This is a genomic window from Dietzia sp. MNB45, from assembly GCF_051994785.1.
Classification (GTDB): Bacteria; Actinomycetota; Actinomycetes; order Mycobacteriales; family Mycobacteriaceae; genus Dietzia; species Dietzia kunjamensis.
Map to the genome: position 1 here is coordinate 3,174,368 of NZ_CP163397.1, position 23,556 is coordinate 3,197,923.

General features: G+C 72.9%; 17 protein-coding genes. 7 read left to right on the plus strand and 10 right to left on the minus strand.

The genetic code is table 11. The features are described 5' to 3' along the window. Positions 1-12: 12 nt before the first annotated feature. The 5 genes from AB5G72_RS15265 to clpB all read right to left on the minus strand — a co-directional run bounded on the left by AB5G72_RS15265 (position 13) and on the right by clpB (position 8,080). Positions 13-2,265 (minus strand): hypothetical protein, encoded by a 2,253-nt coding sequence (locus AB5G72_RS15265; protein ID WP_440220303.1) that lies wholly within the window; start codon positions 2,263-2,265, stop codon positions 13-15. A gap of 103 nt (positions 2,266-2,368) precedes the next feature. Continuing rightward, positions 2,369-3,247 (minus strand): sulfurtransferase, encoded by an 879-nt coding sequence (locus AB5G72_RS15270; protein ID WP_268098735.1) that lies wholly within the window; start codon positions 3,245-3,247, stop codon positions 2,369-2,371. Between the two features lie 129 nt (positions 3,248-3,376). Beyond that, the gene (locus AB5G72_RS15275; protein WP_120286423.1) at positions 3,377-4,318 is read right to left on the minus strand and encodes a hypothetical protein; all 942 of its coding nucleotides are present in this window, start codon (positions 4,316-4,318) and stop codon (positions 3,377-3,379) included. A gap of 1 nt (position 4,319) precedes the next feature. Then, on the minus strand, positions 4,320-5,000 hold the full coding sequence (locus AB5G72_RS15280; RefSeq protein WP_163376299.1) for a hypothetical protein: 681 nt from the start codon (positions 4,998-5,000) through the stop codon (positions 4,320-4,322). Between the two features lie 527 nt (positions 5,001-5,527). Next, positions 5,528-8,080, minus strand: coding sequence for an ATP-dependent chaperone ClpB (gene clpB / locus AB5G72_RS15285; protein ID WP_440220304.1), 2,553 nt, complete (start codon positions 8,078-8,080; stop codon positions 5,528-5,530). A gap of 273 nt (positions 8,081-8,353) precedes the next feature. Between clpB and AB5G72_RS15290 the strand changes: the two genes are divergently transcribed. The 3 genes from AB5G72_RS15290 (at position 8,354) to AB5G72_RS15300 (ending at position 10,469) form a co-directional block, all read left to right on the plus strand. Further along, a complete protein-coding gene (locus AB5G72_RS15290) occupies positions 8,354-9,187 on the plus strand; it encodes a hypothetical protein (RefSeq protein WP_440220305.1) in 834 nt (277 codons plus the stop codon). Positions 9,188-9,273: 86 nt separating this feature from the next. Further along, positions 9,274-9,564, plus strand: a complete 291-nt coding sequence (locus AB5G72_RS15295) for a hypothetical protein (RefSeq protein WP_154829744.1) — start codon at positions 9,274-9,276, stop codon at positions 9,562-9,564. Between the two features lie 113 nt (positions 9,565-9,677). Continuing rightward, positions 9,678-10,469, plus strand: a complete 792-nt coding sequence (locus AB5G72_RS15300; RefSeq protein WP_067719438.1) for an ROK family protein — start codon at positions 9,678-9,680, stop codon at positions 10,467-10,469. Between the two features lie 42 nt (positions 10,470-10,511). Here the strand turns inward: AB5G72_RS15300 and AB5G72_RS15305 are convergent, their stop codons facing one another. After that, entirely contained in the window at positions 10,512-13,931 is a 3,420-nt protein-coding gene (locus AB5G72_RS15305; RefSeq protein WP_440220306.1) for an SNF2-related protein, read from the minus strand. A gap of 94 nt (positions 13,932-14,025) precedes the next feature. On the opposite strand from AB5G72_RS15305, the gene AB5G72_RS15310 reads away from it, so the two are divergent. After that, positions 14,026-14,334, plus strand: coding sequence for an ArsR/SmtB family transcription factor (locus AB5G72_RS15310; RefSeq protein WP_185950953.1), 309 nt, complete (start codon positions 14,026-14,028; stop codon positions 14,332-14,334). A gap of 39 nt (positions 14,335-14,373) precedes the next feature. After that, on the plus strand, positions 14,374-15,237 hold the full coding sequence (locus AB5G72_RS15315) for an SRPBCC family protein (RefSeq protein ID WP_440220307.1): 864 nt from the start codon (positions 14,374-14,376) through the stop codon (positions 15,235-15,237). A 52-nt stretch (positions 15,238-15,289) separates the two neighbouring features. Here AB5G72_RS15315 and AB5G72_RS15320 read toward each other — a convergent pair whose 3' ends face one another. Then, positions 15,290-16,363, minus strand: a complete 1,074-nt coding sequence (locus AB5G72_RS15320; protein ID WP_253002508.1) for a DUF368 domain-containing protein — start codon at positions 16,361-16,363, stop codon at positions 15,290-15,292. 132 nt (positions 16,364-16,495) lie between these two features. Here AB5G72_RS15320 and AB5G72_RS15325 point away from each other — a divergent pair, with 132 nt between their 5' ends. Next, complete coding sequence (locus tag AB5G72_RS15325) at positions 16,496-17,191, plus strand: hypothetical protein (protein WP_096906707.1); 696 nt, start codon at positions 16,496-16,498, stop codon at positions 17,189-17,191. Between the two features lie 177 nt (positions 17,192-17,368). Beyond that, on the plus strand, positions 17,369-18,673 hold the full coding sequence (locus tag AB5G72_RS15330) for an FAD-binding oxidoreductase (RefSeq protein ID WP_440220308.1): 1,305 nt from the start codon (positions 17,369-17,371) through the stop codon (positions 18,671-18,673). A 174-nt stretch (positions 18,674-18,847) separates the two neighbouring features. Here the strand turns inward: AB5G72_RS15330 and AB5G72_RS15335 are convergent, their stop codons facing one another. The 3 genes from AB5G72_RS15335 to AB5G72_RS15345 all read right to left on the minus strand — a co-directional run bounded on the left by AB5G72_RS15335 (position 18,848) and on the right by AB5G72_RS15345 (position 23,523). Continuing rightward, positions 18,848-19,969, minus strand: a complete 1,122-nt coding sequence (locus AB5G72_RS15335; RefSeq protein ID WP_440220309.1) for a hypothetical protein — start codon at positions 19,967-19,969, stop codon at positions 18,848-18,850. Further along, positions 19,966-20,820, minus strand: coding sequence for a nitrilase-related carbon-nitrogen hydrolase (locus AB5G72_RS15340; RefSeq protein ID WP_440220310.1), 855 nt, complete (start codon positions 20,818-20,820; stop codon positions 19,966-19,968). Before AB5G72_RS15340 ends, AB5G72_RS15335 begins: the two co-directional genes overlap by 4 nt. 63 nt (positions 20,821-20,883) lie before the next feature. Continuing rightward, the gene (locus AB5G72_RS15345) at positions 20,884-23,523 is read right to left on the minus strand and encodes an AMP-binding protein (RefSeq protein ID WP_440220311.1); all 2,640 of its coding nucleotides are present in this window, start codon (positions 23,521-23,523) and stop codon (positions 20,884-20,886) included. Between the last annotated feature and the right edge of the window lie 33 nt (positions 23,524-23,556).

Here is a 23,556-nt window from a genome sequence, read left to right on the forward strand (position 1 = left end):
TGCGGCGTCGGGTCAGTCCCTGATGTCGGGCGGGAGCCGAAGCTTCGCGGTCTGCTCCACGTCCGGGTCGATGCCGGGACGCTCGCGGCCGGAGGCATCGTCCGCCTGCTCGCCGGCCTCGTCGCTGGGTCGCCCGTCGGCCTGCTCATCGGACTCCGCGTCCGGCTCCGCGTCCGGCTCCGCGCGCCGATGATGACGTCGCCCGCTCGACGGCGTCGCCCCCACCTTGGCCGCGAGGTCCGCGACCGTCAGCCGGCCCGACTCGCCCTCCGGATCCTCCTCGGTGGTCTCGGCCCCGTGCCGGCCACCCGACGTGCGGTCGAGGTCGGAGCCACCGTCGATGCGGGCGGCGTCGAACCGCTCGACCTCGTCGCGGATCTCGTCCTCGTCGTCCTCCGAGCCGAGCGGCTTGATGCCGGCGGCGCCGGTCGCCGCGCCCGCGGCGAGCGGAGGGACCGACGCGTCCTCGGGGTAGGCCTGCCCGACACCGCGAGTCGGACGTGACAGCGGGGGCCTCGGCGCCAGGTGGTCGGCCGCCACGTCGCCGCGGGCCGGGATCGGCCCCGACGGCTCCATGATCTCGGCGAACGGGTCGGGTTCTTCGGCGGCGGGCTCCGCGGTCTGTGCTGGCTCGGCGGCGACAGCGGTGACGGGTTCATCTGCGGCCTGGTCGCCCGCAGCGCCGTGCTCGGTGTCGTCCGCGGTGTCGTCGGCGGGGTCTCCCCGGTCGGCCACGACGGGCACGTCGGTCAGGTCGCGCGCCCCCCTGCGGTCGGGGACCAGGCGGAGGTGACCGGCCCGCCGGGGCTCGGGCGCCGGAGGCGACGTGCCCTCATCGGGGGTGACGGCGGTGGCCACGCCGGCGACCCGGCCGGTGTCCGTGTCCGTGTCCGTGTCCGTGTCGGTGTCCGTGTCGGTGTCCTCGTCGTCGACGACGGCGAAGTCCTCCGGGTCGGGCAGCGCCGCCGTCGCCGGGGCGCCGTTCGTGCCGGTGCCGACCTCGCCGTCCATCCCGACGGTGGGGTCGGCCTCAGGGCCCGCCGCCGCGCCGGGCGCTCCGGGATCGATCTCGGAGGGCAACGCGCGGGCCCGCCCCCCGATCGGCGGGAACGGAGCCAGAACATCGGCAGCCCCGTGCAGTGCCATCACCACGTCATCCCAGGTGGAGGGGTCGTCGACGCCGTCGACCGTCGCCGCCACCCACTCGCCCTCGGCCCAGATGCGACGCACCCCGGCGGGCACCTCCCGAACGGCGTCGACCAGCCGATCGCGGTCGATGAGATCGAGACGGCCGTAGTCCGAGGTCCGGGCCTCCAGGACGCCGACCTCGCCGGCGTCGTGGAAGCCGGGCTCGGCCTCGACGTCCGGGCGGCTCAGGTCGAGGACCACATCGGAGGCGGTGCCGCGGCGCAGCGCGAGGACGGTGCGTCCGCCGGTGACGCCCATGATCGCCCGGCGACCACGGAAGATCCCGTGGGACACGGTGCCCAGTGCGCTGAGTCCACCAGAGAAGTCCCCGTGCATGAACTCCGGCGCCGGAGTGGGGGTCGGGGCGAACTCCCGGTCCTCCAGCCAGCGCACGACCGGCGAATCCGCCAGCGGATCGGCGGGCGACTCCTCGACCGGCTCGAGCGCGGACGTACGCTGCCGACGCGCCGGCAGCAGTGCCCGGACCCGGTCCAGCAGCCGCGGCGACGACTCCGCCGTGGGCTCGGCCGGATCGAGCGGGGCGGGATCGGCGGGGCCATCGTCGGCGACGGGGCCCGTCGTGGCGACGGCGTCCGCGCTCGCGTCCGTGTCCGCGTCGGAGCGGTCACCGAAATCGGCCACCGCGTCCGGCCCTGCCTCGGCGTCGGCGTCCGAACCGTCGGCGCCATACGCCGCCGCGGTTGTCTCCACGACATCGCGCGGCGCGTCCCCCGTCGCCGGCTGCGCGCCCACCTCCGGCTCCGGGCCGCCCTCGGCCACCTCGCGCTCGATGTCGGACGCCTCGGACCGCTGGAACGGCGCGAGACGGGGCTCGCCCGCACGCTCGGCCGAACCGGGATCCTGTCCCACCTCATCCGCAGGCGAGTCGTGGAGCGGGACCTCGTCGTCGTCCTCGTCGTCCGGGGACTCCCCCTCCGGCGGCGAGTCGACAGCCGTCCGCCTCTCGCGACGGGCGCCGCCACCCGCGCCGCCTCCCCGCTGCTTGGCGTCCAGGCGCAGCAGGACGAGCGCCGCGGCGAGCAGCACGAGGGCTACGAGGAACCAGATCCAGACCATGCCCCCAAGGGTAGTCAGGGGCGGCGGTGTGCCCGGCCAGGCGCAGCGGCGCGTGGGGGCGCGGCCGGATGAGAGACGGGCGTGGGCGAGGCGCCGAGGGCGGTCAGCGGGGCTGCTCGCCGATCGAGACCGGCCGCTTCCGGTCCGCCGACCACGCTGACCACGAGCCCGGGAACAACCGACCCGCCTCAATCCCGGCGACCTCCATCGCCGCCAACGCGTGGCAGGCGTGGATGCCCGAACCGCAGTACACGACCGCGTCGGACCCACTGGTCACGCCCACCTCGGCGAACATGCGGCGGATCTGGTCGGCCGGCAGGAAGCGGCCGCGCTCGTCGAGGAAGTCCCCGGTGGGCATGTTCACCGCGCCCGGGATGTGTCCGGCGCGCGAGTCCATCGGCTCGGTGCGGCCCTCGTAGCGCTCCGGGGTGCGGGCGTCGATGAGCACGCCCCGCTCGGGCCACGTCGCGGTGTCCTCGATCCCGACGGTGAGCATGTGGTCCAGATCGAAGGTGAAGTCGCCGCGCGAGACCGGGTTCCCGGGCCCCACGGCGAGGTCCTCACCCTCCGCGATCCACGCCTTGAGCCCACCGTCGAGCAGGTAGACGTCCTTCTTGCCGGCCCAGCGCATGAGCCACCAGGCGCGGGCGGCCGACGTGTTGCCGCAGTCGTCGTAGATCACCACGCGACTGTCGTCGTCGATCCCGACCCGGCGCATCGCGTCCTCGAAGTCCTCGGGCGACGGGAGCGGATGACGCCCCTCGCGGACATTGCGTTGCCCCGCGAGGTCGCCGGGCAGGTCCAGGTACTGCGCGCCGGGGATGTGGCCGGACCAGTAGTGCTCCCGACCGTTCGCGTCCCCGAGCTGCCAGCGCACATCGAGGATCACCGGGGGCGGCAGCGTGACGACGTCCTCGATCAGCTCACGAGCCGTGACGAGGAGGGGGCTGACCTGGGTATCGGTGGCGGGGTCTGGGGTCACGTGTTAAGAGTAGTCCTTCCGCCGACGAGGTGGCGGGTCCCGATCGACCCGCCGTGAGCGGTCTCACGTGAACACCCGGCGGTGGGCGGCGCGCCCCGGCGCGGCCCCGCCGCCACAGGGAACCGCGGTTCAGGCGGCCGCAGGCCCGTCGCTGCGCGGGGCGAAGACCTCCAGCGGCCCCGGCGTCAGCTGCCACATGATGTCTGCGGCCTCCTGTGCCGTGTCGGCGAGACGCTCCAGCTCGCGCTGGCCGGCCGCGGGGCCGTACTCGCGGAGGAGTTCCGAGGCCTCGTCGAGCAGCCTGGCCACGTAGGTCCCGTAGGCCATCCGGTCCACGAGTGTCCGGGGGGCCGGGTCGTCGATCACCGATCCGCACTGCATGGCGGTCGCCGAGAGCAGCTGAAGAGGGACCAGCTCGAGCGGGGTCAGGGGCCGCGGGTCGGGGATCACCCCGACGCCGTCTCCCATGTCCACCACCTCCCTCGCGTGGTCGGGCCGCGGGGCCAGGTCCCGCTCGAGGAAGAACTCGAGGACGTCGTCGATCATCGTCGTCTCGTCGTCGGGCAGCGCGTCGTCGGGCAGGCCGGCGTCGGCATCGGCCGGGCCGCGGGCGACGTCCCCCTCCGCCCGGGCGATCGACCGGGCGAGAGCCCCGGCGGTACTGGCCGCCCAGCCGAGCTGCTGGCGGGCCTGTTCGAGTAGGACCCAGGCGGTGGTGGGGTCACCCAGCTCGCGGCGCTGGCGCAAGGACAGCTCGACCAGCGTGCTCATGGTGCAGAGCTGGTCCACCATCCTGCCCAGGTGGCGGGCCCGCTCAGAGGCCTCCTGACCGCGGCCGGAACCGTCCGGGGCGATGTCCGTGAGCCAGGTGGCCAGGTCCACGGTGAGGTACTCCACCACGTCGAGCGTGTAGTCCATGCCCCGGTCATGCTCCTTGCACAGGTGGGCAGTCGTGTACAGGACCGGGGACCCTCCCGTCAGGTCACCGTCGGTCGGGCCCCCGACCGTGGGCGGCGGGGCGGGCGGGGTGGGGTCGGTCGGGTCGGGGTCGGTCGGGTCGGGGTCGGTCATCTCAGGCCACCTTTCGGGGGTCGCGGTCTGTGGTGACGGAGTCGAGGAGGTCGGGAGCCAGGTGGTGCACCCAGAGGCCGGGTTGCCAGAGCCTCGAGGCCTGCCACTCCCAGCGGGCGACCTCCACGTGGGTCCGTCGCCTCCTGCGAATGTCGGCGACGCAGTCGGCGTGGTCCGCGTCCGCACTGACGAGGATCGCCGCGTCGGTGAGGCCGTCATCCGTCCACTGCGTCAGCAACTCCTGGACCGCCGCGTCCCCGTTCTCCTCGCGATGTCGACGGATCGGAACCACGGTGTCGTGCGGCGTCCGGTCTCCCGCGCGGGCCTCCTCGGCCGCGGCCCTGACCGAGACCATCCCGGGGTCGATCAGGGTGACCCGGGGGTCGCGGGCCCACTGTCGCGCGGCGGCGTCCTGGGCGGCGCGGGCCGCCGGGTTGGCGGCTCTCTCGTGCCTACCCAGGATGATCCCGATCCGCACCGCCCCGCCCGGCCGTCGGCGCCGGGCGACAACGCCGTCCGCGAGGCGGGGCATGTCGAGTGTGAATGTCGAGAGGGGGCGTCGCGAGTAGCCGAAGCCGTCCGCGGCTCCGAGTAGGACATTCCATCCGTCCACGATCACCGAGACGGATTCGGTGCGGGTGTGGAGGAAGGGCACGATGTTCGAATGGTGGTCGTTGTTCACGAGGGCTCCTGTGGCTTCGGGTCGGCGGGCCGGGCGCCCGTCGACCACAAGATGATCACACCGAACAGTGCAGGTCAAGTGCTATTTTGTTCGGCAAAGACCGAGGAAAACATCGAACTTAAACTGCGCCGTCCCCCATAGATCTCCGCCCCTTACCGGACCGGAAAGGCCCTGGAATGTTCGAATAAGTGGTGCGGCGCAAAAGTCCGGACGAATCGATAAATCGGCAGATTTTCTACCAGCGGCGATGTGCCTGCCCGCCTCCGCCACCACGGCCCGCGGCAGATACTCAGACCTCGGCCACCCGCCCCGGAAGCCCGTCCCCGGGCCACGATCACCGTCCTCGACCGAGCCTGAGCGCCGCCCCCGGAGCACCCCGGCCGCCGCCCGCCCACCCCTCGAAACGAGGATGTGATATGTATCACACCAGCGCGGCAACACCGTGCGGACGCCCTGACACGACGAGAGACGGGCCCGACCACCATCCCCGGTGGTCGGGCCCGTCCGCGCCGAGCGCGTCAGCCGCGTCAGCTGAGGCTGAGCGACTCGCCGTCCTCTGCCAGCGAGACCGTGACGGTGTCGCCGTCGCGGATGTCGCCCCCGAGTAGCGCCCGGGCGAGCTTGTCGCCGATCGCCTGCTGCACCAGCCTGCGTAGCGGGCGGGCGCCGTAGGCCGGGTCGTAACCCCGGCGGGCGAGCCAGCCCTTGGCGGCGTCGTCGACCTCCAGGACCAGTCGCCGACCCTTGAGGCGCCGCGCGAGCTCGTCGATCTGGATGTCGACGATCGACTCGAGCTGCTCCTCGCTGAGTGCGTCGAAGGTCACGACGTCGTCGAGGCGGTTGATGAACTCCGGCTTGAACGCGCGTTTGACCGCGTCCATCATCTGCTCCCGCGATCCGCCCGCGCCCAGGTTGGAGGTGAGTACGAGGATCGTGTTGCGGAAGTCGACCGTGCGCCCCTGCCCGTCGGTGAGGCGACCGTCGTCGAGCACCTGCAGGAGGATGTCGAAGACATCCGGGTGCGCCTTCTCGACCTCGTCGAGCAGGACGATCGTGTACGGCCTGCGCCGCACCGCCTCGGTGAGCTGCCCGCCGGACTCGTAGCCGACGTAACCCGGAGGGGCACCGACGAGCCGCGAGACGCTGTGCTTCTCGGAGTACTCGCTCATGTCGATGCGGACCATGGCCCGCTCGTCGTCGAACAGGAACTCCGCGAGCGCCTTGGCCAGCTCGGTCTTGCCCACGCCCGTCGGGCCGAGGAACAGGAACGACCCGGTCGGCCGGTCGGGATCGGCGACCCCGGCGCGCGCCCGGCGGACCGCGTCGGACACGGCCCGGACGGCCTCGTCCTGGCCGACGACCCGGCGGCCGATCTCGTCCTCCATGCGCAGCAGCTTCTCGGTCTCGCCCTCGAGCATCTTGCCCACGGGGATACCGGTCCAGGCGGAGACGACCTCGGCAACGTCCTCCGGACCGACCTCCTCCTTGAGCATCGCGCCGGCCGCGGCCTCGGACTCTTCAGCGTCTGCGAGTTGCTTCTCCAGCTCCGGCAGCCGGCCATAGCGGATCTCGGCCACCCGGGCGTAGTCGCCGTCGCGCTCGGCCTTCTCGGACTCGGTGCGCAGGGCGTCGAGCTCCTCCTTGATGAGCTGCACACCCTGGATGGCGGTCTTCTCGTTCTGCCAGCGGGCGGTGAGCTCGGCGAGCTTCTCCTTGGCGTCGGCCAACTCGGCCTGCAGGGCCACCAGTCGATCCTTGGACGCCGCGTCGGTCTCCTTCTGCAGCGCCACCTCCTCGATCTCGAGTCGACGGACGATCCGCTCGGCGGCGTCGATCTCCTCGGGCCGCGAGTCGATCTCCATCTTGAGCCGGCTCGCGGACTCGTCGACCAGATCGATGGCCTTGTCCGGCAGGAACCGCTGGGTGATGTACCGATCCGAGAGCGTCGCCGCGGCGACCAGCGCCGAGTCGGTGATGCGCACGCCGTGGTGCACCTCGTACCGCTCCTTGAGTCCGCGCAGGATGCCGACGGTGTCCTCGACGCTCGGCTCCCCCACGTAGACCTGCTGGAAGCGGCGCTCCAGCGCGGCGTCCTTCTCGATGTACTTGCGGTACTCGTCGAGCGTGGTGGCGCCGACCAGTCGCAGCTCGCCACGGGCGAGCATGGGCTTGATCATGTTGCCCGCGTCCATCGACCCCTCGCCGGTCGCGCCGGCGCCGACGATGGTGTGGACCTCGTCGATGAAGGTGATGATCTGGCCCTCGGACGCCGTGATCTCGTCGAGCACCGCCTTGAGGCGCTCCTCGAACTCGCCGCGGTACTTCGCGCCGGCGACCATCGAGCCCAGGTCGAGCGAGAGCAGGGTCTTACCCTTGAGGGACTCGGGGACGTCACCCGCGATGATGCGGCGGGCGAGCCCCTCGACGATGGCGGTCTTGCCGACGCCGGGCTCCCCGATGAGCACGGGGTTGTTCTTCGTGCGTCGCGAGAGGACCTGGACGACTCGCCGGATCTCGGAGTCACGCCCGATCACCGGGTCGATCTTGCCCTCGCGGGCACGGGCGGTGAGGTCCGTGGCGTACTTCTCGAGAGCCTGGTACTGGTCCTCGGGGTTCTCCGTGGTCACACGCGTGTTCCCGCGGACCGCCGTGAACGCCGCCTTGAGGGCGTCCTCGGTGGCACCGAGCTCGGAGAGGAGCTTGGCCGCGTCGCCACCGGTGTGACCGGCCGCGATCCCGACGAGGACGTGTTCGGTGGAGACGTAGTCGTCGCCCATCTCCGCCGCGAGGGTCTGGGAGTAGTTGATGACGGCGAGGGCGTCCCGGTTGAAGTTGGGGGCGGCGAGCCCCGAGCCGGACGCCTTGGGGTAGCCGCCGACGAGGCCCTTCGCCTGGGTCAGGGCGAGCTGCGGGTCCACCCCGCAGGCCTGGAGGAGGGGACCCGCGATCCCGTCCTGTTGTTCGAGCAGGGCCACGAGCAGGTGGCCCGGACGCACATCCGGGTTACCCGCCGCGGAGGCGGCTTGGACTGCGGCCGACAGAGCCGCCTGGGTCTTGGTCGTGGGGTTGAACTGGCTCATCGACCGGTCCTTTCTTCGACGTATTGTTGAGCGTACTGGAATCAATACCGGTTCCGTTTCGGCCGGACGCCTCGTACAACCTCCGCCTCCTTGAGTCTATTCCGCTCAAGTAAAACGCCCGGATGTGAACGCCGTCACTATATAAGTACAGTCTTAGACCTCTGGCGGCCCCCCCCTCGACCGTCGCCCCCTCAATCCCCCAGGTAGAACTCGTGACCGACGTGCCCTTCCCCTCCCCTGTCCTGTCGATTGCGGATAGCAACCGGTAGCGCCATGGATCACTACAGTCCCCTGGCCCGCGCGACCAGGATCGCCATCTACGTCCTGGCGGTCACCGTCCCGGTGGTGATCGCCCTCGCGGTGGTCGGCACGACCCCGTACCTACTGGACAAGGTCCCAGAACGGCACCGCAACACGGTCGCGGCGATCGGAGAGGGCGCGGTCCGGCTCTCCGGTGGCAACGGCGGGATCTTCCGCGCCGGCGACGCCCGCGCCGTCGACACCACGATCCCCGGTGCCCCGGTGCCGCTGCGCGGGGAATGGTCGCCGCGACGCCCGGAGGATTTCCCGCCGCCGGCCGGGCTCGTCGAGGGCGTCGACTACGCCGTCGAGACCACCGACGACGGGTACCTGGCCCACTGGCCGTGTGAGCACGAGATCCCGGTGCGGTCCTTCGATGCCCCACCGGGGAGCGAGACCGATCTGGCCTGGGCGGTGGATACGCTCGCCTTCTCCAGCGGGCTACCGCTGCGCTACACCGGACCGGGCGCTCCCGACCAGAAGGACGTGGAGGGTGCCCTGTCGGTGACGTACGGCGACCATCCGATGTTCCACACCCACGGCGCGGCGGGGGTCGGCGGCGGCGCGGTCTGGCCCCGGGGCCTCATCCTGCAGGGGACCGTCGTGATCCAACCCGGCCAGGTCAGTCCCGTCCCCGGAGACCCCTGGTCCCGAAGTCTGACCCTGCACGAACTGATGCACGCCGTCGGGATCGACCACGCCGGACCCCACCGTCCCGAGATCATGACGGAGGAGCGGATCGGCGAGATCCAGACGATCCTCGGCTACGGCGACCGGTTCGCGCTGCACATGGTCGGGTGCCACTGAGCCCGGGCATCGCCCGAACGAGGAATGCCGCCGACCCCGCGGGCCTACGCTCGCCTCATCTGACGACACCATCCCCGGAGGTTCCCATGTCCACCCGTCCCCGCCCCGCGGCACTGGCCGCCGCCACCGCCCTCGCCCTCGCCGCGCTGACCGGCTGCGGTGCGATGGACCCGAACAAGGGAGGAGACACCACCTGTGGCGACTACATGGAGATGGCGCCCGAGGACCAGCGCGAGGTGATCACCACCTTCCTCGACGAGAAGGGGCAGTCCGATCCCGCCGGCATGGAGGTCACGCTCAACCAGGAGGCGGCCAAGCTTTACTGCAGCACCGTGGGTCAGACCAGCGATCCGATCCGCAACGCCGAGACCGGGTGACCCCTGAGCATCTCACCCCGTACCCCCACCCGACCGGAGTCGACACCCAGCCCGCTGCTCGACCGCTACGAATGAGTGGTGAGAATAGCGGCGGGTGAACCGGAGGTGCAGCGATGAGGAACGGCGTCGTCGTCGACATCGGCGGCAGTGGTACGCGGATCGGCGCCGTGGTCGACGGCCACGTGGTGGGCGTCCACGGGGCCGAGGTCGCGACGGCCGAGGACCTCGCCGCAGCGGTCCTCGCCGTCGACGACTCCCCCGCCGGTGTGGGCGTCTCCCTCCACGGACACGTCGACGCGGACCGGGGACGAGTGGTGTCCTCGCGCGCCGCCGCCTGGGCGGAGGGCGACCTGCGTACCGAACTCGTGTCGCTGATCGACGCGCCCGTCTCCGTCATCGGCGACGGTGACGCCCATGCCCTGGCACTGACGCGACTGCCCGACGTGGAGTTCGGCGGGATCGCCATCTCGCTCGGCTCCTCCCTGGCGTTCGGTGCGCTCAATCACCACGGCGCGCTCATCCACCCGTGCGGCCACACCGGATGGGACCTCGGGCACTGGCGCATCGTCGGCGACGGCACCAACACCGAGGCCTGGTGGGGGCTCGGCGGTCACGGGCTGTACGACCTCGAGCGCGAGCACGGCGACGGCGCCGCCGAGATCTACGCCTACCGGCTCGGCTCGTTCCTCGTGGACGCCGTCCAGCTCTTCCGCCCTCAGACCGTCCTGCTCACGGGGGGCATCGTGGTCGGTCTGGGCAAGGCCCTGCACGGCCCGGTCGCCGAACAGCTCCAGTCCCTGCCGATCTCGGTGTCCACCCCTCGGGTGGTCTTCTCGCCGTCGCGGGACACCGCGCTGTTCGGGGCGGCCGTCGCCGCGGGGCTGGCCTTCCCCGAGCGACGCTGAGCCGACGCTCGTGGCCTGGCCCCGACACCCGGCCCGCACGTTCTAGTCGAGCAGCCCCCGCAGGTCGTCGGCGGTGAGCGCGGCCGAGAAGTGCTCACCGCTGTCCAGGACGGACGCGAACAGCTCGGCCTTGCGCCGCTGCAGCTCGACCACCCGTTCCTCGATCGTGTCCCGGGCGACCATCCGGTACACCAGCACCGGTCGAGTCTGGCCGATGCGGTGCGCGCGGTCGACGGCCTGGGCCTCGGTCGCCGGGTTCCACCACGGGTCCAGCAGGAAGACGTAGTCGGCGCCCACGAGGTTCAGCCCGACGCCGCCGGCCTTGAGGCTGAGGCAGAACACCTGCGCGCCGCCCTCGGTGAACTCACCCACGGCCCCCGCCCGGTCGGTGGTCCGGCCGTCGAGGTGCGCCACCGTGATCCCCTCTGCGCGCAGGCGGTCCACGACCGTGTCGAGGTAGGTGGTGAACTGGCTGAACACCAGCGCGCGGTGCCCCTCGGCCACCACCTCCCGCAGCGCGGCGATGAGCTCGTCGGTCTTGGCCGAGGCGACCCCGGCGTGGGCCGGGTCGATCAGCGAGGCGTCCAGGCAGAGGCGCCGGAGCACGGTCAGCCCCGCGAGGATGCTGATGCGGTTGGCCTCGAAGTCGTCGAGCAGCGCCAGCAGGGACGCGCGTTGCCGCGCCAGTTCCCGCTCATAGAGCCGGCGGTGCGTGGCCGAGAGTTCGATCTCCATCACCGCGTCCGTGCGCGGGGGCAGCTCGCCGGCCACGAGCTCCTTGCGCCGCCGGAGCAGGAAGGGCCGCAGACGCCGCCGCAGCCGTTCCAGCGCGGCCGTGTCACCGTTCTTCTCGATGGGCGTGCGGTACTGGGCACGGAAGTCCTTGGCGTCGGGCAGGACACCGCGGCACGACAGCGCCGCGACCGCCCACAGCTCGGTGAGGTTGTTCTCCATCGGTGTGCCGGTGACCGCCAGTAGGAAGTCGGCCCGCAGCCCGGCCAGCGCTGCGAAGAGCTTGGAGGTGGGGTTCTTGGCCTGCTGGGCCTCGTCGAGGATCACGCCGGCCCACTCGATGCCGGCGTAGGACTCGGCGTCCAGCCGCAGGACCGTCGCCGAGGTCACCACGATGTCGTGCGCACCGGCGTCCTCGGCGACCGTGGTGCCGGACTTGGCCTCGGTCGCCGACCGCCGCGCCACGCGCAGCGAGGGCACGAACCGGCGGGCCTCGGCCTCCCAGTTGGGGACGACCGACGACGGTGCCACCACCAGGAACGGGCCGGGCGCCCCGGGGCCCGCCGCGTTGCCCCCCGGCCCGACCTCCCCGGTGTCGGCCGTCTCGTGGGCGTGGGCGATCAGGGCGAGCGCCTGCACGGTCTTGCCGAGGCCCATGTCGTCGGCGAGGATGCCGCCGATCCGGTGGCGCCACAGCATGGCGAGCCAGTCCAACCCGTGCTGCTGATAGGGCCGCAGGTCGGCGTCGAGCATGGCGGGGACGGGCACGGGTGCGGGCGTGTCGGAGGCCAGTTCGAGCAGCGCTCTGGCGCGGCCGGAGGGCGGGGCCAGGTCGTCGGCCAACTCGGCGAGGTCGGCGAGGAGACCCGCCTGCCCGAGGCCGATCCGCACGCCCGTGGAGTCCGGCTCCCTGCCCACGCGGTCGGCGGAGGCCGCCATCGCCTCGTCGAGCAGTACGCGCAGCTCCCCGAATCGCTCGAGGTCCACGGGGACCAGCAGACCGTCGGCGGTGATGAACTCCTCCTGGCCGGTGACCACAGCCCGGAACACCTCCGCGAACGGGACGGGGCGGCCCTCCACCGTCACCGAGACCGTCAGGCCCAGCCAGTCGATGCCGGACCTGTCGTCCTCGGTGGCGACGTGGATCCGCGGCCCCTCGCTCGCACGGCGGATCTGCGGCACGCCGTCGAGGACCGTCACGCGGATGCCGTCGAGGGCGCCGAGTTGCTCGATCCCGTCGGTGAGCACCAGGCCGGCGTCACGGCCGGAGATCCGGACAGAACCGTCCGCGATGATCCAGGGCCAGCCGGCCCCCGCGACCGCGGCCGCCAGGGCCACGACGTCCGGGTCGCCGTGGACGGGCCCCCGCTGGCCCAGGTCCTCCGCGGTCAGCGGGCGGCGGCGCTCGGCCTCGGTGCCGTCGGACATGCGCATCACGTCGACGCGCCGCCACTGCAGGACCAACTCCAGGCCCTGCCCGGCAGCAGACCCGGCAGCAGACCCGGCACCCGAGCCGCCGCGTGCACCGGCTCCCGCTCCCGCTCCCGCGAGGGGGCGGATCGTCAGTTCGAGCTCGACGCGGTCCCACTCGGGCAGTTCGAGCCGCCCGACGCGGTCGACCACCGGGAACCGGTCGGCGAGGTCGGGCAGGAAGTCGGCGCAGAACTCCGCGACGGCCTCGTCCGGGACGCTGAGCGCCCGCCAGTCGCGCAGTCGCCGGGCCACGCCGGGGTCGAGCCGCCCGACCGGGGAGAGCTCCAGCACCCGGCCCCGGACCAGCGCGACCATGTCCCCGTGCTCCCCCACGAGGGCGCCGGGCAGGGGGCGGTCGACCTCCTCGTCGTCGTCGGATAGAGGCCGGGTACCGTCCGGTCCCGGTTCCACCTCGGCCGCGGCGACCAGCACCAGCTCCGAACCGTCGGGGCTCCACGCGGTCAATCCCACACGGCGGGGTGGCCCGGGCACGACCTCGCGCAGGCCGTCGCCGGGGACGATCTCGATCTCCGCCTCGGCCGCGGTCGCGATGAGCGGCCACAGCGCGGGGACCTCGGCGTCGCACAGGTCCAGCCACACGCGTGCCTGCCGGTGGCTGCGGGCGAGGGAGTCCACGGCGCGCAGCCACCCGGCCTGGGCCATCGACAGCGCGCCGTCCCAGCCGTAGCGGAGGCGGTCCCACTCCACCCCGGCCGACTTCCACCGTCCGCCACTGCCGGGGACGACGATCCGGGCCTTGAGGCGGTTGCCCAATCCGGGACGTAGGCCGCCCGGGCCGTCGTCCGGCGCCAGTTCGTCCGGGACCACCGAGAATTGCAGTCCCACCACCGGGGCCTCGGGTTGCCACCGCGGGGTGTCAAGCGCGCGCAGGGAGTCCTCGGCCTGCCGTCGCCAGGCGGGGATCGACTCGTCCTGGCTCGCCTGCTCGCTGACGAACAGCATGAGGGCGGCGGCGTGTTTGCAGTTCAGCCCGACGGGGCACGAGCACATGCTGCGCAGCGGGCGGCTGGACCCGTCCGCGGCCGGCACGGTGAGGTGAACGGCCGTGGAGTACCAGCGCCCGCTGCCCGCGGCGCCGCTGCCCTTGATGTTCGCGGTGAGCCGGTGGGTGGCGGCGTCGTACGCCACGTCGCGGATCCGCGTCGCATTGGCGTAGCCGCGGGCGCGCCCCAGCGCCGCCGAGCCCACGAAGGACTCGACGTCGGACTCGGGAACCCGGACGGTCGATGTCAGCACGCCGCCAGGCTAGAGGACGACGACGACGAGGTACCCGGACACCGGAGCCGGTGAGCCCACTCCTGTGGAGGCGGAACGGGCTGTGGAGAACCGGATGCCGGTGGACCGGATCTTCCGGGCCCTGGCCGACGCGACCAGGCGGGACATCCTCCGGCGCACCCTGGCCGGCGAATCCACCGTCTCCGAGCTCGCGGACCGCTACGACATGTCGTTCGCTGCCGTCCGCAAACACGTCAACGTACTGGAGGAGGCAGGACTGATCACCGGCCATCGGATCGGCCGAGAACGCAGGATCCGGGGAGACCTCCGGGCGATCCGGGGAGCCCAGCGGCTCCTCGACGCCTACGAGGACATCTGGCGGGCACGCGTCGACAGGCTCGACGCCCTCCTCGCCGAGGACTGACCCGTCACCGCAGGACACACAAGAGGAAAGAGGCAGGCCATGCCTGTGACATCAGTAGACAGAGACCTCGACCGGCTTACCCTGACCATCACCGCGGAGTTCCCGGTGCCGGTCCGTCGGCTGTGGGACGCGTACGTCGATCCGCGCCAGCTCGAGAAGTTCTGGGGACCGCCCACGTGGCCGGCCACCTTCACCCGGCACGACGTGTTCCCCGGCGGCCGCTCGGACTACTACATGACCGGACCGGACGGCAGCCGCGCGTGCGGATACTGGGAGTACCTGTCGGTGGACGAGTGCCGGTCGTTCGAGGTGCTCGACGGCTTCAGCCACGACGACGGCCGGCCCAACACCGACCTGCCCACCCGCGAGGCGATGTGCCAGATCGAGGCCGTGGTCACCGACGACTCCACCTTCGCCGCCGACACCGGCACGCAGTCGCAACTCCTCGACGAGCGGACCGTGCGCGTCACCCGGATCCTGCACGGCACGCCCCGGCAGGTCTGGGACGCCCACCACGAGCCGGAGCTGCTGAACCGGTGGTTCCACGGACCCGACGGCTGGGCGCTGGTCGACTGCCGGGTCGCCCCGGCGCCCGGCGAGACCACCCGCTTCGAGTGGGCCCCCGACGACGGGGTCGAGGGCGAGGCGTTCGCCCTCACCGGGCAGCTCCTGGAGACCGACCCACCCCGCCGGGAGGTCTTCACCGAGACGATGGAGGGCGTCGACGCACCGCCGACACACAACGAGCAGACCCTCACGGCCGTCGAGGACGGGACCCTCATGACGCTCGTCATCACCTACGACAGCGCCGACCTGCGCGAGACGATCCTCGGCACCGGCATGGTCGACGGGATGGAGGCCGGCTACCGCCGGCTGGAGGCGGAGGTGCTGACCAGCCCCTGACCACGGCTGCGCAGATCACGGCCGCGCCGCCCGCCGCCCGACCGGCTCCGGCCTACCCGCGGTCCTCGAGTGCGGAGGTCCGCGGGTCGGGGTCGGTGGTGGCGGTCTTGTCCGCGAACACCCGCTCGACGGCCAGCACGATCAGCACCACGACGATGCCGGCGGCCACGGCGGCCAGGACCGTCGGCCAGTTTGCGCCGGGGGCCAGGACCTCGGCCTCCTCGGTCTGCCACGGCCAAAGCGCGCGCAGTGACCCCAGCATGAGCCCGGCCATGGCCACCAGGGTGGGCTTGCGGAAGTCCTCGAGCAGGCGGTCGAGGACCTTGACGAACAGGGAGATCCCGACGAGCGCGCCCAGGGCGAACACGCCGAGGTAGGCGAAGTTCCGGTCGTCGACGGCACCGAGGGTCGGGGCGTAGAGCCCCATCGCCAGCAACAGGTAGGACCCCGAGACGCCGGGCAGGACCAGGGCGCAGATCGCCACCGCCGCCGCGACGAACACCAGCAGGTAGGAGGGGTCACTGATCGAGCCGCTCGGCAGCCCGGACAGGACGAACGCGAACGCGGCACCGAGGACGAAGATCAGGCCCAGCACCCAGTTGCGCCCACCCGGGGTGGACCGCGCCATCCCCAGCGGCACGGCGATGCTGGCGGCGACCATGCCGAGGAACAGCCCGCGGGCGATCTCGGGACTGCCCTCGACGAAGCCCTTGAGCACACCGGCCATGGTGAAGACCATGACGAGCATGCCCAGCGCCAGCGGCAGCAGCAGCCACCAGTCGACGTGCCGGAACGCCGCGCGGGTGCGGGCCCGACGCTCCGGCCCGAGGGCGGCCGAGCGCAGGCCGTCCACGACGTGCGCCCCGGAGTCCAACAGGCGCGGATAGACGCCGGTCACCAGCGCCACCGTTCCGCCGGAGACGCCGGGCACGAGCTCGGCCATCCCGATGAGCGCGCCGCGGACGACGTTGCCGGCCATCCCCAGCGGTCCGGGCCGGACCGGCACCGGCGTGCCGGGGTCGAGATCGGCGTCGTCGACCGGGTCGTGGACGGACCGGACCGGATCGTGGACGGACCCGGCCGGGCCGTGGGGGTCGCGGGAGGGCCTCGACGAATCGGCAGTCATCGTTACAGCTTCCCCGAACCACGCCCCTCGATCCAAGCGACGCACCCGGGGCGCGGGGGGATGACTAGGCTCGACAGTCCAGCGGCACGTCATCCGGCGACGTGCCCCCGGGCCGGCGTGGGAGGTCGGGACATGCCGATGCACTACCCCCCGCTGCCCGACGGCACCTACCGGTACGGCGACCCGCCGCAGCCGTTGCCCTCCCCCGTCCCCGGGCCGGATCCGAGCTCTCCTGCCCCTGATCCGGGCTCCGCGTACCCGCCCCCGGCCCCCGATGGCCGCCCCGGCGACGGCCCACCGCCCGCCTGGGCCCCCGCGGAGGGCCGCCCTCCCGGCACCGCGGCGGCCGCGGCGATCATCGGGGTGGCGGCCCTCGTCGTCGTCGTGGTCCTGGGCGTGGTCTTCCTCGGCCCCGGATCCGACCCCGGCCGCGGTACCGACCCGTCGCGCGGCCCCTTCCCGCAGGTCCTCCCCCCGGCCGAGCGGGCACCGGGGTCCGGATCGTTCACGGTCGACGGCACGTTCACCGTCGTCTCGACCCCCGCGGAACCGGTCTCCGGCGACCGCACCGGCTGCGATCTGCCCATCACCCTGTCCGACATCGGCGAGGGCACCACCATCACGCTCATCGACAGCGGCGCCGCGCAGATCGGCACCGCCATGCTCGTCTACTCCGGCGGCGACCTGTCCTCGTGCACCTTCACCTTCGAGTTCCCCGACGTCCCCGCCGGCGGCTCGTTCTACATGGTCGAGCTGCCCGGCCGCGGCCAGCTGACCTACACCGAGGGCGAACTGCGCGCGGGCGTCGACATCACCCTCGGTCGGTGAGCCGGGCCGGTCGGTGAGCAGCCCCGGTCGGTGAGCAGCGTCGGGCGGGGAGGGCGCCAAGCGCGAAGGCGGGCCGGGGTCGAAGGCGGGCCGGGGTCGCGCGCACTCCCGGCGGGGGTGCCGGGCGCGCGGATAGGGTGGGGACAGCGACGACGACGAGACGGGAGGCGTGCAACGGTGAGCAACGGCCCCGGACCGGACCATGGTGACGAACCGTTCCGCGCCTCCGAGGTGGAGCGCCTCGTGGAGGACATCGACCTCGACCCGTTCCTCGGTACGCCTGTCGACCCGTTGGCTGAGCCGCTCGAGCAGCCTGTGCCCGTCGAGGCGCAGACCCCGCCGCTGCTGGTCCTGAGGGACCTCTTGGTCGACGAGCGGTTCCCGGAGCTGTTCGCCCGGGCGCTGCGCGCGGCCGACCCCGACTTCCGTGAACTGTTCCCCCGCGACGCCACGCCGGTACTCCGGGACTTCGCGCGGGCGATGCGGTGGGCGTTCGAGACCACCGAGTACGCGCGCGGCGACCGCGCCAAGGTCGATGAGGTCGTCGAGTTCGCCCGCCACCTGGGCGCCGATCACCGCAAACTCGAACTGACGCCCGGGCATCACCGGCGCTTCGGGGAGGCGCTGGCCCACACCCTGCGCCACCTCGCCGGCCGCGCCTGGGACGACCGGCTGGAGACCACCCTGGGCACCGCCTACCGGGTGCTCTCGACCGCCCTGCAACAGGGCGCCGCCGTCGACGAGGGCCCCGCACGCGTAGGCGCGACCGTGGTGGAGATCCTGCGACCCACCCGCGATGTGGTGGTGGTGCGGCTCATCAGCGACGTGATGGTCGACTACCACCCGGGGCAGTACCTCAGCGTGCTCACGCCCTACGCGCCCGGCGTGTGGCGGCGGCTCAGCCCGTCGATCCCGTCCAACCCGGCCGGGCAGATCGAGTTCCACGTCCGCGACGTGCCCGGCGGCGCGCTCAGCGGCTCACTGGTCCGCAGCGTCGGCGTCGGTGACCGTTGGGTGCTCGCCCGCCCCCTGGGGATGCTCGAAGTGGACCGGTCCGAGCCGACCCGGGACGTGCTCATGATCGCCGGCGGCACCGGGATCGCGCCCCTGCGGTGTCTGCTGCTGGACATGATGCGCCACGCCGACAACCCGCGCGTCCACCTGTTCTACGGGGCCCGCTTCCCTGGCGATCTCTACGACCTGCCGACGTTGGTCGACCTCGCCGCCACCGCCCCGTGGTTGACGATCCAGCCCGTCGCCGAGGAGGACGAGGACCCCTGGTGGGCCGGCCCCCGGCAGGACCTGCCCCGCACCCTGCACCGTCGGCAGACCGGCACCCTGGTCCGGGCGGTCACGCAGTGGGGGTCGTGGGCCGACCGGCAGGTCATCGTCTCGGGCTCACCCGAGATGCTGCGCGCGACGGTCCGCGGTCTCGTCGCGGCGGGCACCCCGCGGGAGAACATCAGCTACGACCGCCCCTGAGCGGCGCGGCCACCCACGTCGAGACGAGTCCCCGCGCGCAGAGAGGCAGCACACCGCCGCCGCCGGCACGGCCTCATCGAATTGCGCACGCGGAATGCACGCTTTTCCCGAGGCTGTGCTGCCTCTGTGGACCAAAGACGACGCGTAAGTCAGCGACTCCACGATGACGACGGTTCAGGCCTCGGTCTCGTCCGCCTCGGTCTCTGTATCGTCCGTCTCCGTGTCGTCTGCCGCCGTGCCGCCATCAGCGGTAGCGCCGTCCCCGCCGACGCCGGCGGCGGCGCCCTCGCCCTCTCCCTCGCCGTCGCCGGCCGCCTGGGGGTCGCCCGCCGGCGGGGTCGGGGTCGCGACGCTGGTCTGCGGAGTGGTGGAGGTGCCCGTCGTGGTGGTGGGACTCGTCGGGCTGGTCTGCGAGGTGTTGCTGCTGGTGCTGGTGCGGGTGCTGGTCGTCTCGCAGGACTGGAACACGCGGCGGAACCGGTCGGGGACGCCCAGCTGCTCGAGTTGCTCGCGGCACACGTCCGAGGTGGGCTCGGCCAGGAACTCCCAGTCGTCGTCGCGCCACGAGAGCAGCTCGATCTCCCCGTCGTCGCGGGTGACCAGCAGGAACCGCTCGTCGCATTCCCGCACGGTCGTGCCGCTGCCCAGCTCATCGGCCACGACACCCGGGCTACAGCGTTCGGCCGGACTCGGCGGGCCGGTCGTCGTGGGCTGCGTCGTCGGCGGCGTGGTCCGCGTGCTCTGCGAGGTGGTGGTCTGCGTCGTCGTGGTGGGGGTGGCGACCGGGTCCTCGTCGCCGCCGGTCGCGGAGACCAGCCACACCACCAGCGCCGCCACCAATGCGACCGCGAGCAGGATGGCGGCGATCATCCACGGCGTGGACCCGCCGTCACCGCCACCGTCGTCCCAGGCGTCGCCGTCGTCCGGAGGCGGGACGTCCCCAGGAGGCGGCACGTCCCCGGCGGGGTGGCCGGAGGCGGGGACGCCCGCGGCGGTCGGATAGCCGGACGTGCCGGGACCGGCCCCGGAGGCCCCGGCACCTTCTGCCGCGCCGAACGCCCCGGCCCCGGCGGCCGCGGCTCCGCCGTCCGCCGGGTACTGCGACCACGCCGTGCTGCCCTCCCCCGAGCCGACCGGCGGGAGGTGTTCGGTCGGCGGGTCGGTGGGCGGGAGGTGCTGCGTCGGCGGGTCGGCACCCGGCTCGACCGCCGGGTTCGGCTCGGTGACGGCGTCGTCGCCCGGCTGCTCCGGATCAGCGGGTCGGCCGCCCCGGTCCGGGCCGTCCGGCCCGGTCACCGCGGGACCTGCCCGCCGGAGGGCTCCGTGACCCGTCCGTTGGCGAGCACCGGGATCACCTTCCGGATACCGGTGACCTCGTCGTCGTCGACATCCACCACCAGTAGCTCCGATCCGGCGCCGGCCTCGGCGCGCACGGTCCCGTCCGGGCCGACGAGCAGCGAGTGACCGACGCCGGTGGGGGCGCCGGGCTTGACCTCCACGCCCTCCACCTCCGGGTCGGCCTGCCCGACGGCGAACAGGAACGCGGTCGAGTCGAGCGCGCGGGCGCGGGCGAGCAGTCGCCACTGGTCGACCTTCCCCTCGCCCGCACCCCACGAGGCGCTGCACAGGGTGATCCGGGCGCCGGCGGTGGCGAGCGCCGTGTACTGGCCCGGGAAGCGGATGTCGTAGCAGACGCTCAGACCCACGCCCACGCCGTCGACCGTCACCACGTGCGTGGCGTCGCCCGGCTCGACGGTGTCGGACTCGGCGAACCCGAACGCGTCGAACAGGTGGATCTTGTCGTAGCCCAGGTGGAGGTCGCGGTCCGGCCCGCCGCCGGCGTCGTCGGCCGGGCCGGTCACCAGGAGGGTGTTGCGGACGCGGCCGCCCTGCCCGGGCGTGAACATGCCTACGACGATGAGGACACCGTGCTCACGAGCCGATTCAGCCACCGAGGTCGCCCACGGGCCGTCAAGGGGTTCGGCGATCTCGTCCAGCCGGCCCGCACCGAACGCCCGCATGGTGGCCTCGGGGAACACCACGATCCGGGCCCCCTGCGCGGCGGCCTCGGCGACCGACTCGCGGACCAGCCGAAGGTTGTCCTGCGGGTCGCGTCCGGTCAGGATCTGGGCGGCGGCGATGCGCACGGGTCGTCCTCCTCGTCGGCGGCGGGCTGTCGTCTCAGCCGGCTGGGGCGTCTCCCCCCGACGCTACCCGCGTGCGGGGTCGGCGTCCCCGCCCCGGGCGGCGACCCGCCGCGCGATCCCGGCACCGCGCTCCCACAGCCACCACACGCACACCCCCACCGCGAGCGAGGCGACCAGGGCCGGCCACGGGTGGCCCGCGTCCCGGATCGGCGGATACACGAGGAAGTGGGTGAGATAGATGAACAGCGAGGCCGCTGCTAGGGGGGTCACCACCCGGACCACCGGGCGGGGCAGCCGGACGGCGGGGATCCAGATCAGGGCGAGGATCCCTCCCACGATCACCACCTCCCGCCCGGGGTCGCCGAACCAGCCCGGCACGCACACGAGCGCGACCGCGGAGCAGGCGAGCCGCGCCCACATCGCGGTGAGCGCTGCCCGGTGCCCTCCCGATCCGCCCGGTCCGGACCCCCCGGGTTCGGCCCGCGCCACGGCCCAGCCGAGCGCGAACAGCCACAGCACCGCCGGCGCCGAGTACCACACGAGGGGCCCGCCGCCGAGGTCGATGACGGCGTAGCGCACGAGCAATCCGAGCCCGACCAGCGTGGCCGGCAGCGCGTACGGCCACCGCCGGTCGAGCCTGCTGACCGCGGGGACGGCCATGAGCGCGGCCACGCCGAGCAACAGGTAGACCGTCGCCTCGACGAACCACATCTGCCACGGATTCCACCAGCGGTCGTCGGACCAGGAGCGGGGACCCAGGAAGTGGGTGGCCAGCAGCGGCGAGTACCAGTGGTAGCGGCTGGTCAGCGGGGTGACGAGCAGCAGCCACACCACGGCGGGGACCGCGATCCTCCCGACCGTCGTGAGCACGCCCCGGGCCCGCTCGCGGGCGCTGGCGGAGTGCAGCCGGAAGCGGGCGAGGGAGTAGCCGGTCAGAGCCACCAGGACGTGGGCGCCGCCGTAGACCGCGAACGCCCGGGTGTGCCCGCCCACGATCGTGAGGATGAACAGGGCGCGCAGCACCACCGAGGTGTCGACGCGGGCCCACGCCCGCCAGGGGGTCCAGCGGGAGGCCGCCGGGGGACGCGGTCCGGCCGCGCGGGTGTCGAGCTCCCCCAGTGGGCGCAGGTGCCAGTCGCGGGGTAGGCCGGGCACCCGCTCCTCGAGCCGGGTCGAGAGCACCACGTAGGTCAGGGAGTCCCCGCCGAGGTCGACGAACGTGGCGTCCGGCGGGCAGGAGTCCAGGCCGAGCGCATGGGCCACGAGCGTACTGGGCGCGTCGGCGTCCGCCCCGGCGCCCGTCCGCGCGCGGTCGGCGACGAGTGCACGGAGTGCGGCCTGGTCGACCTTGCCGGCGGGAGTGCGGGGAGGGTCGACGACGACGACCTGCTCGACCGCCGAGGTGGGCAGTCCCGAGGCCGTCGCGGCGGCGGTGGCGAGGGCCTGCGAGCGCTCGCGGGTGACCACGACCAACCGGTCGGGCTCCCCGACGCACCAGGCGTCGAACCCGCCGTCCGCCAGGGTCGATTCCACCCGACCCAGGTCGATCCGGTGCCCGAAGATCTTGGTCTCGCGCCCCATCCGCCCGACGATCTCCACGAGGCCGTCGTCGGCGATGCGGGCGAGGTCCCCGGTCCGCAGCTCGTCGAGCTCGGGCCCGCGGGCGAGGTCGGCCGAGGTGCGGGCGTACCCCATCATCACGTTGGGGCCGCGGTACACCAGCTCACCGGGGGCGTGCGGATCGGTTCCCCGCGGACGGTCGACGCGGAAGGAGCCGCCGGGGATCGCGATCCCGATGGCCCCCGCACGGGTCCGCGCGAGGTGAGGGGGGAGGTACGCCATACGCGCGGTCGCCTCGGTCTGGCCGTACATCACGACCAGTTCTGCCCCGCGTGCTTCCAGGTGCGCGGCCAGGCGACGCACCGCCTCCGGCGCGAGGCGCCCGCCCGCCTGGGTGAGGTAGCGCAGGCGGGTGAGGCGGTCCAGCCGGTCGAGACCGACGCGCTCGAGGAGTTCGACCGTGTGCGGGACGGCGGCGAACGTCGTCACCTGCCCGGCCTCCGCCCGGTCCCAGAACGCCGGTGCGGAGACGGAGTCGGAGTTGAGCACCACGGACGCGCCGGCCAGCAGGTGACTGTGCAGGACGGACAGGCCGTAGCAGTAGTGCGGCGGCAGGGTGGTGATCGCCCGGTCCCCCGGCACGATGCCCAGGTAGTCCACGATCGACCGCGCGTTGGCCAGCACCGCCCGCCGGGACTGCCGGACGAGCTTGGGTGCGCCCGTGGACCCGGAGGTGCTCAGGAGCAGTGCGAGGTCGGGATGCAGGTCGTGCCGCGGCGGCGCCGTGAGCACCCCGGCCGGGAGGGGTCGGCCGTCCCCCGCGACAACGTCGGGGTGCCACGCCGCGAGGAGGTTGTCGGTGGCCGCGCCGTCCGGCGGCAGGAGGAGCACGACGTGGCCGGCGGAGTGGGCGGCGAGATAGTCCACGAGGAACTCGATGGTGTTCGTCGCCACCAGGCCGATCAGGCGACGACCGGTCGTCACGGGCGGGTACTCGGCGGCGCGCTCAGCGCTCATCCGGGAGAGCGCGGAGTAGGTGTACTCCGCCTCGTCGGTCACCACGGCGACCGCGGTGCCGCGCCCGGCGGACTCGTCGAACAGGCCGGGCGGAGCCTGCCCCTGATGCGTACGTGCGACGGTCACGCGCCGAACTATATTAGGTGAGGCTTCGCTATG

What these genes read in the sequence shown, in the direction of transcription:
- AB5G72_RS15265 (WP_440220303.1), bottom strand. Translation starts at nt 2,265, where the DNA reads ATGGTCTGGATCTGGTTCCTCGTAGCCCTCGTGCTGCTCGCCGCGGCG.
- AB5G72_RS15275 (WP_120286423.1), bottom strand. Translation starts at nt 4,318, where the DNA reads ATGACCGACCCCGACCCGACCGACCCCGACCCGACCGACCCCACCCCG.
- clpB (WP_440220304.1), bottom strand. Translation starts at nt 8,080, where the DNA reads ATGAGCCAGTTCAACCCCACGACCAAGACCCAGGCGGCTCTGTCGGCC.
- AB5G72_RS15290 (WP_440220305.1), top strand. Translation starts at nt 8,354, where the DNA reads ATGGATCACTACAGTCCCCTGGCCCGCGCGACCAGGATCGCCATCTAC.
- AB5G72_RS15295 (WP_154829744.1), top strand. Translation starts at nt 9,274, where the DNA reads ATGTCCACCCGTCCCCGCCCCGCGGCACTGGCCGCCGCCACCGCCCTC.
- AB5G72_RS15300 (WP_067719438.1), top strand. Translation starts at nt 9,678, where the DNA reads ATGAGGAACGGCGTCGTCGTCGACATCGGCGGCAGTGGTACGCGGATC.
- AB5G72_RS15310 (WP_185950953.1), top strand. Translation starts at nt 14,026, where the DNA reads ATGCCGGTGGACCGGATCTTCCGGGCCCTGGCCGACGCGACCAGGCGG.
- AB5G72_RS15315 (WP_440220307.1), top strand. Translation starts at nt 14,374, where the DNA reads ATGCCTGTGACATCAGTAGACAGAGACCTCGACCGGCTTACCCTGACC.
- AB5G72_RS15320 (WP_253002508.1), bottom strand. Translation starts at nt 16,363, where the DNA reads ATGACTGCCGATTCGTCGAGGCCCTCCCGCGACCCCCACGGCCCGGCC.
- AB5G72_RS15325 (WP_096906707.1), top strand. Translation starts at nt 16,496, where the DNA reads ATGCCGATGCACTACCCCCCGCTGCCCGACGGCACCTACCGGTACGGC.